At 46.9% G+C, this 14565-nt stretch carries 13 protein-coding genes and 1 pseudogene; 11 read left to right on the forward strand and 3 right to left on the reverse strand.

Annotated elements, in window-relative coordinates; genetic code table 11:
* Positions 1-45: 45 nt before the first annotated feature.
* Positions 46-642, forward strand: coding sequence for a DUF1989 domain-containing protein (locus ACKTRM_RS01675; RefSeq protein WP_011996295.1), 597 nt, complete (start codon positions 46-48; stop codon positions 640-642).
* A 134-nt stretch (positions 643-776) separates the two neighbouring features.
* Positions 777-1595: an ammonia-dependent NAD(+) synthetase gene (gene nadE / locus ACKTRM_RS01680; RefSeq protein ID WP_011996296.1), complete on the forward strand. Its 819-nt coding sequence runs from the start codon at positions 777-779 to the stop codon at positions 1593-1595.
* Positions 1596-1645: 50 nt separating this feature from the next.
* Here the strand turns inward: nadE and ACKTRM_RS01685 are convergent, their stop codons facing one another.
* From ACKTRM_RS01685 to ACKTRM_RS01695, 3 genes are all read right to left on the reverse strand, one after another.
* A complete protein-coding gene (locus ACKTRM_RS01685) occupies positions 1646-1930 on the reverse strand; it encodes an antimicrobial peptide LCI (protein ID WP_011996297.1) in 285 nt (94 codons plus the stop codon).
* Positions 1931-2109: 179 nt separating this feature from the next.
* Entirely contained in the window at positions 2110-2703 is a 594-nt protein-coding gene (tmrB, locus tag ACKTRM_RS01690; RefSeq protein WP_041482175.1) for a tunicamycin resistance ATP-binding TmrB, read from the reverse strand.
* A gap of 54 nt (positions 2704-2757) precedes the next feature.
* The gene (locus ACKTRM_RS01695; protein WP_011996299.1) at positions 2758-3546 is read right to left on the reverse strand and encodes a sugar phosphate isomerase/epimerase family protein; all 789 of its coding nucleotides are present in this window, start codon (positions 3544-3546) and stop codon (positions 2758-2760) included.
* 218 nt (positions 3547-3764) lie between these two features.
* Between ACKTRM_RS01695 and ACKTRM_RS01700 the strand changes: the two genes are divergently transcribed.
* The 9 genes and pseudogenes from ACKTRM_RS01700 to ACKTRM_RS01740 all read left to right on the forward strand — a co-directional run bounded on the left by ACKTRM_RS01700 (position 3765) and on the right by ACKTRM_RS01740 (position 14520).
* Positions 3765-5075, forward strand: a complete 1311-nt coding sequence (locus ACKTRM_RS01700; protein WP_011996300.1) for an MFS transporter — start codon at positions 3765-3767, stop codon at positions 5073-5075.
* A gap of 125 nt (positions 5076-5200) precedes the next feature.
* Complete coding sequence (locus ACKTRM_RS01705; protein WP_003156609.1) at positions 5201-5761, forward strand: shikimate kinase; 561 nt, start codon at positions 5201-5203, stop codon at positions 5759-5761.
* 140 nt (positions 5762-5901) lie between these two features.
* The gene (gene cah, locus ACKTRM_RS01710) at positions 5902-6858 is read left to right on the forward strand and encodes a cephalosporin C deacetylase (RefSeq protein ID WP_007409374.1); all 957 of its coding nucleotides are present in this window, start codon (positions 5902-5904) and stop codon (positions 6856-6858) included.
* A 65-nt stretch (positions 6859-6923) separates the two neighbouring features.
* Positions 6924-7709 (forward strand): nucleotidyltransferase domain-containing protein, encoded by a 786-nt coding sequence (locus tag ACKTRM_RS01715; protein ID WP_011996301.1) that lies wholly within the window; start codon positions 6924-6926, stop codon positions 7707-7709.
* Positions 7710-7896: 187 nt separating this feature from the next.
* The gene (locus tag ACKTRM_RS01720) at positions 7897-8808 is read left to right on the forward strand and encodes a proline dehydrogenase family protein (RefSeq protein WP_087920787.1); all 912 of its coding nucleotides are present in this window, start codon (positions 7897-7899) and stop codon (positions 8806-8808) included.
* Positions 8809-8825: 17 nt separating this feature from the next.
* Positions 8826-10373 (forward strand): L-glutamate gamma-semialdehyde dehydrogenase, encoded by a 1548-nt coding sequence (pruA, locus tag ACKTRM_RS01725; protein WP_011996302.1) that lies wholly within the window; start codon positions 8826-8828, stop codon positions 10371-10373.
* 124 nt (positions 10374-10497) lie between these two features.
* Positions 10498-11919 (forward strand): annotated as a pseudogene (gene putP, locus ACKTRM_RS01730) (sodium/proline symporter PutP).
* A gap of 157 nt (positions 11920-12076) precedes the next feature.
* Positions 12077-13312 (forward strand): PucR family transcriptional regulator, encoded by a 1236-nt coding sequence (locus ACKTRM_RS01735; RefSeq protein WP_003156600.1) that lies wholly within the window; start codon positions 12077-12079, stop codon positions 13310-13312.
* A gap of 197 nt (positions 13313-13509) precedes the next feature.
* Complete coding sequence (locus ACKTRM_RS01740) at positions 13510-14520, forward strand: NAD(P)/FAD-dependent oxidoreductase (RefSeq protein WP_011996304.1); 1011 nt, start codon at positions 13510-13512, stop codon at positions 14518-14520.
* The last annotated feature ends 45 nt before the right edge of the window (positions 14521-14565 follow it).

A 14565-nucleotide genomic window follows, 5' to 3' on the forward strand; every position in this document is an offset into this window, starting at 1 on the left:
ACAAACGGCCGAAGTTCATAATAGAAGAAAAAAAGGAGCAGTCTGATGACACAGCAATTTATTGTACCGCCGAAAAAAGGGCTCGGCCTGAAGGTTCACAAAGGGCAGATTATAAAAGTAGTCGATGTGGAAGGGCAGCAGGTGGCTGATTTTACGGCGTATCATGCCAAGGACTTCTATGAGCATCTTGATCAGGGCGCGACGATTGATGCCAACCAGTCCATTCATGTAAAAACGGGTGATCATATTTATTCGAATTTATACAAGCCGATGCTGACGCTGATTGAGGATACAGTCGGCAAGCATGACCTGCTGCTTCCCGCCTGCCGTCCGGATATGAACAGGCTTTTATACGGAAAGCATAAAGACGAGCTCCAGGATACGTGCTATGACAATATGAGCGGGGCGCTTGAACCGTTCGGGGTGCCGCGGCCGCATATGCATTACCCATTTGCCATCTTTATGAACACGGTGCTCGATGAGAAGGGGAACTTATCAGTCGAAACGCCTCTTTCTGACGCGGGTGATTATGTACGGCTCCGTGCGGAAATGGATCTCGTCGTGGCGTTTTCATCCTGTCCGATTGAAAAAGGAAAATGCAACGGAGACAGCATCACGGCGCTGCGGGTGGAAATCAGCTGATCCCGGTGTATTTGATTCACTTAAAATCTGCACCTGTGCTATATTTAACAGAGAGTCGTACATAGTGGCATGATTCATTTTCAGCATGAACGGGAAATGGATCATAAAGAAACAATGCAGGAGGAGTGATTGGGATGAGCATCCAGAAACAAATTATGAATGATCTCCATGTAAAGCCCTCAATTGATCCGAAACAAGAAATTGAGGACAGAGTGAACTTTCTGAAACAATATTTGAAAAAAACAGGTGCCAAAGGCTTTGTGCTCGGCATCAGCGGGGGGCAGGATTCCACGCTTGCGGGACGCCTCGCCCAATTGGCGGCTGAGAGCATCAGAGAAGAAGGCGGAAATGCGGAATTTATCGCCGTCCGCCTTCCGCACGGCACACAGCAGGATGAGGATGACGCCCAAATGGCGCTCAAATTCATTAAGCCTGATAAATCTTGGACATTTGATATTAAGTCCGCTGTCAGCGCGTTCACTGATCAGTACAAAAAAGACACGGGAGATCAGCTGTCTGACTTTAACAAAGGAAATGTAAAGGCCAGAATGAGAATGATCGCTCAATATGCCATCGGCGGACAAGAGGGGCTGCTTGTCATCGGAACCGACCATGCGGCCGAGGCGGTGACTGGTTTCTTCACGAAATACGGTGACGGCGGAGCTGATCTGCTGCCGCTGACCGGATTAACGAAACGCCAGGGCAGACGTTTATTAGAAGAGCTCGGCGCGCCGGAACGCCTGTATTTGAAATTACCGACGGCCGATCTGCTTGATGAAAAACCGCAGCAGACTGATGAGACCGAACTCGGCATCACATACAATGACATTGATGATTATTTAGAAGGCAAGGACGTTTCTTCCGAAGTGATTGAGGCGCTGGAAAAACGCTATCTCAGTACGGAGCATAAGCGCCAGGTGCCGGCATCAATGTTTGATGATTGGTGGAAATAGAATGAAAAAAACCTCCCTTTTGAAAGGGAGGTTTTTTGTTTATCTCATTTTTATTTATCTACACTTTCATAAATCCCTACCCAATACCCTTTGCTGCTGTCATAGTATTTGCTTTTGAAAATCCACGTTGTTCCATCTAAAACGAAAGAAGCAGCGAAGTTGCCGTTAGGGCTTTGAACGAGTTTGATGGCATTAATGCCGGCATCTGCTTTCGTTGAGATTGGGCTATTTTCCGCGGATGCGGATGCTGTTGGTGATGCGGCAAAGGCAGGAGCGGCAGACATCAGTAAGGCAAGAGACAGCGCAGAACCGGTTAACACTTTTTTGAATTTCATTTCGAGCACTCCCTTTTCAAATGAAATGTGTTACAGTGTTAATAATTAGATTATTATCCATAAAATTCCTTCTGTATTTCTAAAATTTTTTTCTTAATTTGAAAAAACATCCCTTCAGAGGGGCTTTTTATTTATTGATCCATTTGCATGGATCAGGGACATGTTTTCAAAACGTTTTTTTATTTGATACGGATATGATTCAGCTTCACCATCAATCTGTCGGTGAATCTTCGAAGGCTTCCTCTCGAATCAGGCTCAAGAGGCAGATTTGCTTGGGCAGCGATCGTTTCTGCGACCTGCTGAATAGACATTTGGTCTGTATGGAGATGTTCTGTGAAGAGGCTATCAGACAGGCTGTTGATGCAGCGGTCGATTTGTTTTGCGGCCCAGGAGTTTTTTCCTTCCGCTCTGGTGCGCAGGCGTTTCAGCAATGTTTCCTTTGAAGCCAGCAGGGTAAAGTGGTGAATGGTCCGGCCATCCTGTCTCAGCCTGCTGATAATGTCATGGAAGTATTGATCGTTCGTAATGGTCATGGGCACAATGATGATGCCCTGATATGTATCTGACAAATAGGAAAGCATGCTGTAATTGAATTCCCGCCACAGAGGGTAGCTTTGAAAGTCATCTTCAGCGATATCGGGCGGTATCATCGAACGCATCGCAAACCCCATCTTTTCAGGATCATATACGTAAGACGGTTTCAGTCTTCTGTGCAGTTCAAACGCTGTTTGTGTTTTTCCGGAACCGAAAGCCCCATTTATCCAAATGATCATCATGATATCCCCCTTTTTCTATATGATACAAAAAAAGACCCTTCGATCGAAGAGTCAGCGGGAAAAAACAGACGTATATTGGCGGAGCGATTCCTTTATATGCGTAAAGGCATGTTCTCCAAAATACTCAAGAGAAACAAAACCGTCATATTGTCTGTTCATCAGCTCTTTTAAAAATGCTTTTTGATCGAGATCTCCTTGAAAAATCGGAGTTGGCTTGCTGAGATACCAGTTGTCAAAATTCCAGTGATAGTTTTTCAGATGAATGTGGCTGACGGTATGATACAGTTTTTCCAAAGCGGACATTTGGTCAACGTGATTGACGTGTAGGTTGGAGCCGTCAAAAATGGTGCGGACCCGCGGATGTCCGACATCCTCCAAAAATGCCAGCGCCGCCTCCGGTGTATCCGCGTACGTATCGTAATGAATCTCAAGCCCGATATCGACTTCATAGTCATCTGCGAGCCGTGCCGCCTGCTGAAATTGATCAACCGCACGTTGCCACTTTTCCGGTGACGTCCGGTGCGAAGGAAGATTGCCGGCAAAGACTCTGATCAAGGGACTGTGCAGCTGTCGTGCCGCGCTTAATGCCCTTTGAACATCCTTTAACGCCTGCCTTTCATCCTGAGTGGCGAAGTCAGTGTACAAACTGACGGCAGGCACCCCGATGCTTTCCTCCTGAAGCTGCTGATAAAGCCTGTCGAGCGGGCCGATTTCCTCTATATATTGTTTAGCGTGTCCGTACCACAGTTCGATTCCCTCAAAGGAGTGCTCCTTCGCGAAAGAAATGATGTCGAAAATATGCTTTTTCTTAAATCCTGTCGTGCAAAAACTCAGTTTCATCGATAATCCTCCCGTAACTGTCTATCATATGTGTACTTTTTCCCCGGGTGCGATACGGATAAACAGGTGAAAAGGGCAGACACTTTTTATAAGCGGGGTGTGTCTGCATCAGGTCAGTGCGGCACACAAATTGTTTAACGCTTTTTTGCGTCAAAGTATTAAATAATTAACCGAAGTGTTGTACAATTAATTTCATTCGAGTAAGGGGGGAGAAGCCATTGAAAAAAGAAACGGAGCTGAGGGCCTTCAGTCCCGTCCGCAATAAACCGACTCGCGCTCGTTATGTGATATTGGTTCTTTTGTTTTTTATCACTGCGATTAATTATATAGACCGAGCCAGTGTATCTATTGTCGGCCCATCCATTCAACATTCGCTGAACCTAAGCCCCGCGCTTTTGGGCATCGTTTTTTCTGCGTTCAGCTGGACCTATACGGGGATGCAGATTCCAGGCGGGCTCATTTTGGATAAATTCGGGTCAAAACGGACATACGGAATTTCTTTATTTGTGTGGTCGGTTTTTACCGGAGTACAAGCTTTTGCGACAAGTTTCGGGTTTCTATTCGGCTGCCGCCTGCTCATCGGCATAGCTGAATCGCCGGCGTTTCCGGCAAACAACCGGATTGTCACGACATGGTTTCCAAGGCGGGAACGCGCCTTTGCGACGGGTGTTTATACGGCGGGGGAATATGTCGGGCTGGCGTTTGCCACACCGGTTTTATTCTGGGTGTTAACGGCATTTGACTGGCGCGCCGTATTTATTTCCTCAGGAGTGCTCGGAATTGTTTTCTCCGTTTTCTGGTTTAAAATGTATCACGAGCCGAACGGGTATCGGAAAGTGAATCGTGAGGAGCTTGATTATATTAAAGAAGGCGGCGGACTGACTGAGGTGTCTGATGCAGCCGGCAGGATATCGTGGGCGGATTTCGTCCAGCTTCTAAAATACCGCAAGCTTGTCGGATTGTATATCGGCCAATTCGCCGTAGCCTCCACGCTGTTCTTCTTTTTGACATGGTTTCCGACTTATCTGGCGGAGGCAAAGCACATGGCTTTCTTAAAAGTCGGCTTCGCCGCATCAATCCCGTATATCGCCGCTTTTTTCGGCGTATTGTTCGGCGGATTTTGGTCTGACGGCATGATGAAACGGGGGGTGTCGGTGAACGTTGCCCGGAAAACGCCCGTCATCCTCGGTCTTCTGCTGACAGGCTCCATCGTGCTCGCGAATGTTACGGATTCTGCTCCCGCGGTTTTGACGATCTTATCCATTGCTTCTTTTGCGCAGGGCATGTCCAACATATCCTGGACGATGCTGAGTGAGGTCGCGCCAAGCGAAACAATCGGATTGGCAGGGGGCGTCTTTAGCTTTTTCGCCAATATGGCCGGTATTATCACCCCGCTTATCATCGGGTTTATCGTTTCTGCGACCGGTTCTTATAACGGAGCGATTCTGTTTGTCGGCGCTGTCGCATTTATCGGGGCATTTTCTTATATTTTCATTGTCGGAAAGGTGGAACGCATTAAGCTCCGATAGAAAGAAAAACTCATCTCTTCTTATAAAGGATGGGTTTTCTTTCATTGCATTATCTCTATATTTCAATATTGAGTTATCATATAATAAACATAACTTTTTCATTTCTTAGGAGGATTTCGCCGAAGATGAACGCAAAACGTGCCATTCCCGTAAGAGAAAGAAATATCGTACTGATCGGATTCATGGGTGTCGGAAAGACAACAATCGGCCAGCTGGTCGCTAAGAAACTATACAGAGACTTTATTGATATTGATCTGCAGATTGAGAAAGATTTCAATATGTCCATCCCTGAAATGTTTGAGAAAAAAGGTGAGGCCTTTTTCCGTCAGACTGAAAAGGACTATATATTAGATATCTGCCGCAATACGAAATTCAAGATCGTGTCGCTTGGGGGCGGTTCGTTTAAACAAGAGGAAATCAGACAGTGCTGCCTTGAAAACTGTCTCGTGCTCCATCTTGATTTATCATGGGAGAATTGGAAGCAGCGGGCTGATCTGCTGATTGAAAGCCGTCCCGTTCTGCATAACCGTTCCATGGATGAAATGCAGCAGCTCTTTAACGAGCGCCAAAGCATCTATGATAAACATAATTCAAAAGTGGCGACGGATAATCTGGAACCAGAAGAAATAGCCGATTATATCGTAGAAACGTTAAAAATCGGCTGGGACCTGTATCAGCCGATGTAAAAAGAGCCGTGACGCTGTGAGCGCACGGCTTTTTTGTTTTTAAACAAACGTTTATTAAAATGTTTAGAAAATGAGTGTAAAATCGTGTTAAGATAGAGTCAGAAAATTAAATCTTATAAAACAAAGGAGAATAATCGGATATGCAATTATACGACTTGCCGCTCGACCAACTGCAAACCTATAAACCAAATAAAACCGCTCCTCATGACTTTTCGGATTTTTGGGCATCATCATTACATGAGCTTGCAAAGGAAGAGGCAAAGCCTGAATTGAAGGCTGAAAGCTACCCGGCTGACGGCGTGAAAGTATTCCGGCTGACATACCGAAGCTTCGGCAAGGCGGAAATTGAAGGATGGTACGCCGTTCCCGACCGGCAAGGACCGCATCCGGCCATCGTGAAATATCACGGCTATAACGCGAGCTATGACGGGGATATACATGACATCGTAAATTGGGCGCTTCACGGATATGCCGCGTTCGGCATGCTTGTCCGCGGCCAGCACAGCAGCACAGATACAAGCGTCTCACCGCACGGACACGTGCCCGGCTGGATGACGAAAGGGATTTTAGATAAAGATACATATTATTACCGCGGCGTGTACTTAGACGCCGTCCGGGCTTTGGAAGTCATCAGCGGCTTTGATGAAGTGGATGAAACGAGGATCGCCGTCATCGGCGGGAGCCAGGGAGGCGGACTTTCAATCGCCGCGGCGGCACTATCTGACATTCCGAGAGCGGTTGCGGCCGATTATCCTTATTTAAGCAATTTTGAGCGGGCCATTGATGTCGCTCTTGATGAGCCGTATCTTGAGATTAACTCCTTTTTCAGAAAGAACGGCAGCCCTGAAACGGAGAAGGCCGCGATGAATACACTGGCCTATTTTGATATCATGAATCTGGCGGACCGCGTAAAAGTTCCGGTGCTCATGTCCATCGGGCTGATTGACCGCGTGACTCCGCCGTCGACGGTATTTGCCGCGTACAATCATCTGGAAACGGAAAAAGAATTGAAGGTTTACCGGTATTTCGGACATGAATACATACCTTCTTTCCATACGGAAAAGCTGGCCTTTCTGAAAGCGCATCTGAAAGGCTGACGACAGCGAAAAGCCCAAGTACTTGGGCTTTTTTCAGGAATGATCACGGAAAAGGACGGATACAGATGAAACAAAGGATCATCGAAGAATTAAAACGAATTGAAGCACAGCACGGCGTCAAGGTGCTTTACGCCGTAGAATCAGGGAGCCGCGCATGGGGGTTTCCGTCAAGCGACAGCGACTACGATGTGCGGTTTCTTTATGTGCCGAAAAAAGAATGGTACTTTTCGATCGAACCGCATAGGGATGTCATAGAAGAGCCGATTCATGACATGCTTGACATCAGCGGCTGGGAACTGAGAAAAGCGCTTAGGCTTTTTAAAAAATCAAATCCGCCTCTTTTGGAATGGCTCTCTTCTGAGATGATCTATTATGAAGCTTTCTCAGCGGCTGAAAAGCTTCGAAAACTAAAAATCCGCGCCTTTTCGCCTGAAGCCGGCATCTATCATTATCTCAATATGGCAAAACGGAATGAAAAAACGGAATTGCGGGGCAGTGAAGTAAAGATTAAAAAGTATTTTTATGTTCTGCGTCCTCTCCTTGCCTGCAGATGGATTGAAACGTTCGGCTCCGTACCGCCGATGTCATTTCCCGTACTGGCCGATGCCTTATTGACGGATGAAGCGCTCATTTCTGAAATCAATACACTGCTTACAAGGAAAAAAAGCGGTCAGGAGCTGGCTCCGGAACCCAGAAATACGATCATTCATGCATTTATAGAAGAAGAAATAGAACGCATCGGGCACTATGTCAAAACGATCAAAACGCCGAAACCTGACATAACGGAGGAACTGAATCGGCTATTGATTCAGACCGTCGAAGAGGCGTGGGGGGAAAAAGGCGGAAATTGACGATTGCCGTCATTTCCGTCCGCCTTTTTTCGGCATAATCCGCCTGCTATCTAAGAAGATGATTGTGGTAAAACCACAAAAATTTATCAGAATCTTTGTATTTTTAGAATATTGTGAGAGGATGTTTTGTCCATTTACAATAGACTCATACAAATACTTCTTAGATTGCGGGGTGTTAAGGTTGGAAGTGATTACAAGAGATTTTTTCTTATTTTTATCCAAGAGCAGCTTTCTCAATAAGATGGCGCGAAGCTGGGGAAGCCGTGTGGCAGCCGGCAAAATCATCGGAGGAATGGATTTCCGCAGTTCTATCCCGACAATCCGACATTTGAACAGCCAGGGGCTGTCAGTTACTGTCGATCATTTGGGGGAATTTGTCAACAGCGGTGATGTCGCGAAAGAACGCACCGAGGAGTGCATGCAGACCATCGCCTTAATCGCTGATGAACAGCTGAATTCCCAAGTGTCATTAAAAATGACGTCTTTAGGTCTTGATATAGATCTCGATCTCGTCTATGAAAATATGACGAAAATCCTCCAGACAGCTGAAAAACATAAAGTCATGGTGACGATTGACATGGAAGATGAAACGAGATGCCAGAAGACGCTGGATATCTTTAAAGACTTCCGGAGCCGGTATGAATATGTAAGCACCGTGGTGCAGGCCTATCTGTACAGAACGGAAAAGGATCTTGATGACCTCAGCCCGCTGAATCCGTTTCTGCGGCTTGTCAAAGGGGCCTATAAAGAATCGGAAAAGGTGGCCTATCCTGAAAAAAGCGACGTCGATGAAAATTATAAAAGACTCATCCGCAAACAGCTTTTAAAAGGACATTATACGGCAGTTGCCACGCATGATGACAAAATGATCGAGTTTACAAAACAGCTTGCCAAAGAGCACGGCATTCCAAACGACCGTTTTGAGTTTCAGATGCTGTACGGCATGCGCTCGCAAACCCAGCTCAGCTTGGTGGAAGAAGGATACCGCATGAGAGTCTACCTGCCTTACGGGGATGACTGGTACGGTTATTTCATGAGACGGCTCGCCGAACGCCCCTCAAACATCGCATTCGCCTTTAAAGGGATGACTAAGAAGTAAAAAAGGGAGAGATGACAATGACTACACCTTATAAACACGAACCATTCACGAATTTCCAAGATCAATCGAACGTTGAAGAATTTAAGAAAGCGCTTGCGACGGTAAATGAGTATCTGGGAAAAGATTATCCGCTCGTCATCAACGGTGAAAAGGTAGAGACCGAAGCAAAAATCGTATCCATTAACCCTGCGGACAAAGAAGAAGTCGTCGGAAAAGTGTCAAAGGCGTCCCAGGAGCACGCTGAGCAAGCGATTGAAGCTGCTGCGAAAGCGTTCGAAGAGTGGAGATACACATCCCCTGAAGAAAGAGCGGCCGTTTTGTTCCGCGCAGCTGCCAAAGTCCGCCGCAGAAAGCACGAATTCTCCGCCCTGCTCGTCAAGGAAGCGGGAAAACCTTGGAACGAAGCTGATGCGGATACGGCTGAAGCGATTGACTTCATGGAGTATTATGCACGCCAAATGATCGAACTGGCAAAAGGCAAACCGGTCAACAGCCGTGAAGGCGAGAAAAACCAATATGTATACACGCCGACTGGAGTGACAGTTGTTATTCCGCCGTGGAACTTCTTGTTTGCGATCATGGCAGGAACAACAGTGGCGCCGATCGTTACTGGAAACACAGTGGTTCTAAAACCTGCGAGTGCTACACCTGTTATTGCAGCAAAATTTGTTGAAGTGCTTGAAGAGTCCGGATTGCCAAAAGGCGTAGTCAACTTTGTTCCTGGAAGCGGAGCAGAAGTAGGCGATTATCTTGTTGACCATCCGAAAACAAGCCTTATCACATTTACAGGATCACGTGAAGTCGGTACGAGAATTTTCGAACGCGCGGCGAAAGTGCAGCCGGGCCAGCAGCATCTGAAACGCGTCATTGCAGAAATGGGCGGTAAAGATACGGTTGTCGTTGACGAAGATGCGGACATTGAATTGGCGGCTCAATCCATCTTTACATCAGCATTCGGCTTCGCGGGACAAAAATGTTCTGCAGGTTCACGTGCAGTTGTCCATGAAAAAGTGTATGATCAAGTATTAGAGCGTGTCATTGAAATTACGGAATCAAAAGTAACTGCTAAACCTGACAGTGCAGATGTTTATATGGGGCCTGTCATTGACCAAGGTTCTTACGACAAGATCATGAGCTACATTGAAATCGGAAAAGAAGAAGGCCGTTTAGTAAGCGGCGGCACCGGAGATGATTCAAAAGGCTACTTTATCAAGCCGACGATCTTCGCTGACCTTGATCCGAAAGCCAGACTCATGCAGGAAGAAATTTTCGGGCCTGTCGTGGCGTTTTCTAAAGTGTCAAACTTTGATGAAGCTTTAGAAGTGGCCAACAATACTGAATACGGTTTGACAGGCGCGGTCATTACAAATAACCGCAAACATATTGAACGGGCGAAACAGGAATTCCATGTCGGCAACCTGTACTTCAACCGCAATTGTACGGGAGCGATTGTCGGCTACCATCCGTTCGGAGGCTTCAAAATGTCCGGCACTGATTCAAAAGCGGGCGGCCCGGATTATTTGGCCCTCCACATGCAGGCGAAAACAATCAGTGAAATGTTTTAAGAGGGACTGAATGGGCATCCTCCTCGCGGGGGGTGTCCATTTCACCATAAACATATAAAGCGGAGGAGGAAATGCCATAGCAAACATTCAGTTGATTATTTCCATTTGTATTTATATGGCGGGTATGCTGTTTATCGGTTATTTCGCCTACAGACGGACGTCAAATCTGACGGATTACATGCTCGGGGGGCGTTCTTTAGGCCCTGCCGTCACAGCGCTCAGCGCGGGAGCGGCGGATATGAGCGGATGGCTCTTGATGGGGCTTCCGGGTGCTATGTTCTCGACAGGATTAAGCGGCGCTTGGATTGTGCTCGGGCTTGTGCTCGGGGCGTGGGCGAACTGGCTTTTCGTGGCGCCGAGACTGAGAACGTATACCGAAAAAGCGGGGAATTCCATCACCATTCCGGGTTTCCTTGAAAACCGTTTCGGTGATCATACGAAGCTTCTCAGACTGTTTTCGGGTCTTGTTATTCTCGTCTTTTTCACATTTTACGTATCATCCGGCATGGTATCCGGAGGTGTCTTATTCAACAGCATTTTAGGGTTGAATTACCACACGGGACTGTGGGTCGTGACAGGCGTCGTTGTCGCCTACACCTTGTTCGGGGGCTTTTTGGCGGTAAGCTGGACGGACTTTGTTCAAGGGATCATTATGTTTGCGGCGCTTATTCTTGTGCCGATTGTGACGATTTTCCATACGGGCGGCCCGGGGGAAACCGTTGCCGATATCCGTTCCGTCAACCCGGAACTGTTTAACATGTTCAAAGGGACGACCGTCCTTGGCATTATTTCTTTATTTGCGTAGGGGCTCGGCTATTTCGGGCAGCCGCATATTATTGTGCGCTTTATGGCGATCACATCTGTGAAAGAAATCAAACGCGCCAGACGGATCGGAATGGGATGGATGATTTTGTCTGCACTAGGCGCGCTGTTTACGGGTCTTGCGGGAATCGCGTATTACCACCAGCACGGACTGAAGCTGGCTGATCCGGAAACCATTTTTATTCAGCTCGGCAACATTCTGTTCCACCCGATTATTACGGGATTTCTCATTTCTGCGATTTTAGCGGCCATTATGAGTACGATTTCGTCTCAGCTGCTCGTTACGTCCAGTTCTTTAGTAGAGGATTTGTATAAGTCCATGTTCAGGCGTTCGGCTTCTGATAAGGAACTCGTATTTCTGGGGAGAATGGCAGTGCTTGCGGTGTCAATCATCGCTTTGGTGCTCGCCTGGGAGAAAAACAACACGATACTTGGTCTTGTCAGCTATGCATGGGCGGGATTCGGCGCTTCATTCGGGCCGGTCGTACTGCTCAGTTTATTTTGGAAACGGATGACGAAATGGGGGGCACTCGCCGGCATGATTGCGGGAGCGATTACCGTAATCATTTGGGCGAATGCCGGTCTTTCAGACTTTTTGTACGAAATCATTCCGGGCTTTGCTGTAAGCCTTGCCGCTGTATTTGTCGTCAGCTTATTGACACAGGCTCCGTCAAAAGATGTCACAGATCAGTTTCATGAGTACCGTGATACACTTTCTCAATAAAAGCAAGGAACGAGAGGAAGAAGGGACCGCCCTTTTTCCTCTTTTCACGATACAGAATTCCGGATTATGCCGTTTTGGGAATATGTGAATTTTTTTCTATACAAAAAGTCACCCCGCAGAGTATGATAAAGATAAAAAGAGCATAGGAGAAATAGGTATGGAAGAGCTTTTAGAGAGAGTTTTTTCATTTACGGACATTGATAAATTAATTGATTTCATCAGTTATGAATTGCAGAAGCCCGTTATTCTGGAAAGCGCGGATTTCTTTTTGCTTGCCTATAATTCTTATTACATTAATCACTTCGACTCCGCCAACCAGCAGACGATATTTTCAAAAAAATGCCCCGTGCAGATTTTTGAAAGGTTTCTGAAGGACGGGGTGATCGAAAAGCTGAAAACCGTTCCTGAACCGTTCCGTGTCGAAAAAATAGACAGTATCGGACTGAATCAGAGAGTGGTTGTAAGCGCAAAACATAAAGGCGAAGTGATGGGCTACATCTGGATTCAGGAGCTCGACCGAAACTTGACGGACGAGGAGCTCGATTTTTTATATGAAACTTCATTCCATGTCGGAAAAATCATCTATAAAACGAACCGGCTGAAACAGGAAAAAGAAGAGAGAGCGGAAGACCTGGTGAAACGGGCGATCTTTCAGCAATTCTCCTCTGAAAAGGAGTTCAGGCGGGAAGCGGAAAAGATGAACGCCGTGCTGCCGTCGGTTTTTTCAGTAGTCGTCCTGCACGCCGCAAATGGGGATGGGGAGGCAGTCGAAGATGTGAAGGAAAACATCAAATCGTACTTGAATTTGCGGGATAAAGTCAGTCACGTCTTAACCATTGATTCCAATATTGTCATCGTCGTCGCAAGCTTCTCGCAAAAAAGCTCCGGCACTTCGGCAGCATCTGAATTCATCCACAAACTGCTGACTCATTTTCACTTTCAGAAGATCCCCACTCCCATCTATATCGGAATCGGCAATGAATACAGCAGCATCCTGAAGCTCGGCAAAAGTTATATAGAGGCCCTTGAAGTCATAAAGGCCGCCGAAATTACCGGAAACCAGGAAAATATTCCGTACGAATACAGTAAGCTCGGGATTTACCGCTATCTTGAAAGCATCGAAGAAAAAAACGCCTCACTGGAATATGTAAACGATGATTTAGCGTTATTAAAAGCCAAAGACAGAGAAAGCAGTACAGAACTGCTGAAAACGTTAGAAATCTATCTCCTCAATAACTGCAAAACAAAACCAGCCGCAGAACAGCTTTTTATTCATCAAAACACATTGAACTACCGTATCAAACAGATTCTTGACATGACATCAATTAATTTAAACGACTTCAGGACAAGGTGCCAGCTGTACCTCGATATCATGCTGATGAAAAAGAGATAAAAAAGAAACCAGTCGCCGTACTGGTTTCAGTTTTAATACCTTCCCGCTTATCAATCTCAGAACCTCACTTCTGAATCACTCCTTTTCCGCAAGAGAGAAATGAATAAACACTTCTCCTCAATATGTGTTATACTTTCATTGATATTGATTCTCAATTAAAAATGTTTGAAGTATAGATATAAACGGGAGGCAGAACGATGGCGGAAAATCATGAGGTGTATGACGTCACGATTATAGGCGGAGGCCCGATCGGCCTGTTTGCGGCTTTTTATTGCGGGATGCGCGAGCTGAAAACGAAAGTGATCGAGTTTTTGCCGCGGCTCGGAGGGAAAGTGTCTATGTTTTTCCCTGAAAAAATCATCCGTGATATCGGCGGAATACCCGGGATTGCCGGAGAACAGCTGATTACGCAGCTGAAGGAACAGGCGGCGACATTTAAGCCGGATATCGTGTTGAATCAGCGGGTGACCGGATTTGAACGGCTGGAAGACGGAACCATTGTGCTGGAAAGTTCCGAAGGGGAAAAGCACTATACACGCACGGTGATTTTGGCCGTCGGCATGGGGACGCTTGAGGTCAATGAACTTGACAGCGCGGATGCGAGCCGTTATTCGGGAAAGAACCTTCATTATAAGGTGGAGAAGCTTGATGCGTTTCGAGATAAGCATGTCGTGATTTCAGGAGGGGGAGATACCGCGGTTGACTGGGCGAATGAGCTGGAACCGATTGCGGCGTCTGTTACCGTCTTGCACCGCAGGGAGGAGTTCGGCGGTTTGGAAAGCAGCGTGGCGAAAATGAAGCGGTCTTCCGTGCGGGTGCTTGCGCCGTATCGTCTGAAGCATCTCAACGGCACCGGAGAACGGATCGAGAGCGTCACCATTTGCCAAACTGAGTCCGGACTTTCTGAAGTCATCAAGCTTGATGAGCTCGTTATCAACCACGGGTTTAAAATTGATCTCGGTCCGATGAAGGACTGGGGGCTTGAGATAGAAGAAGGCAGGATTAAAGCTGACAGACATATGCGGACGAATCTTCCGGGCGTGTTTGTCGCCGGTGACGCCGCCCATTATGAAAGCAAGCTCAGATTGATTGCAGGCGGTTTCACGGAGGGGCCGACCGCCGTGAACAGCGCCAAAGCCTATTTGGACCCGCAGGCGGATCAGATGGCGATGTATTCGACTCACCATAAAAAATTGGTGACACAATAAAAAAGGGCTGACCCCCGATGTTGAGTCTGGGGGGTCAGAAAAGCA

It is taken from the genome of Bacillus sp. D7-8 (assembly GCF_052055895.1).
GTDB lineage: Bacteria > Bacillota > Bacilli > Bacillales > Bacillaceae > Bacillus > Bacillus velezensis.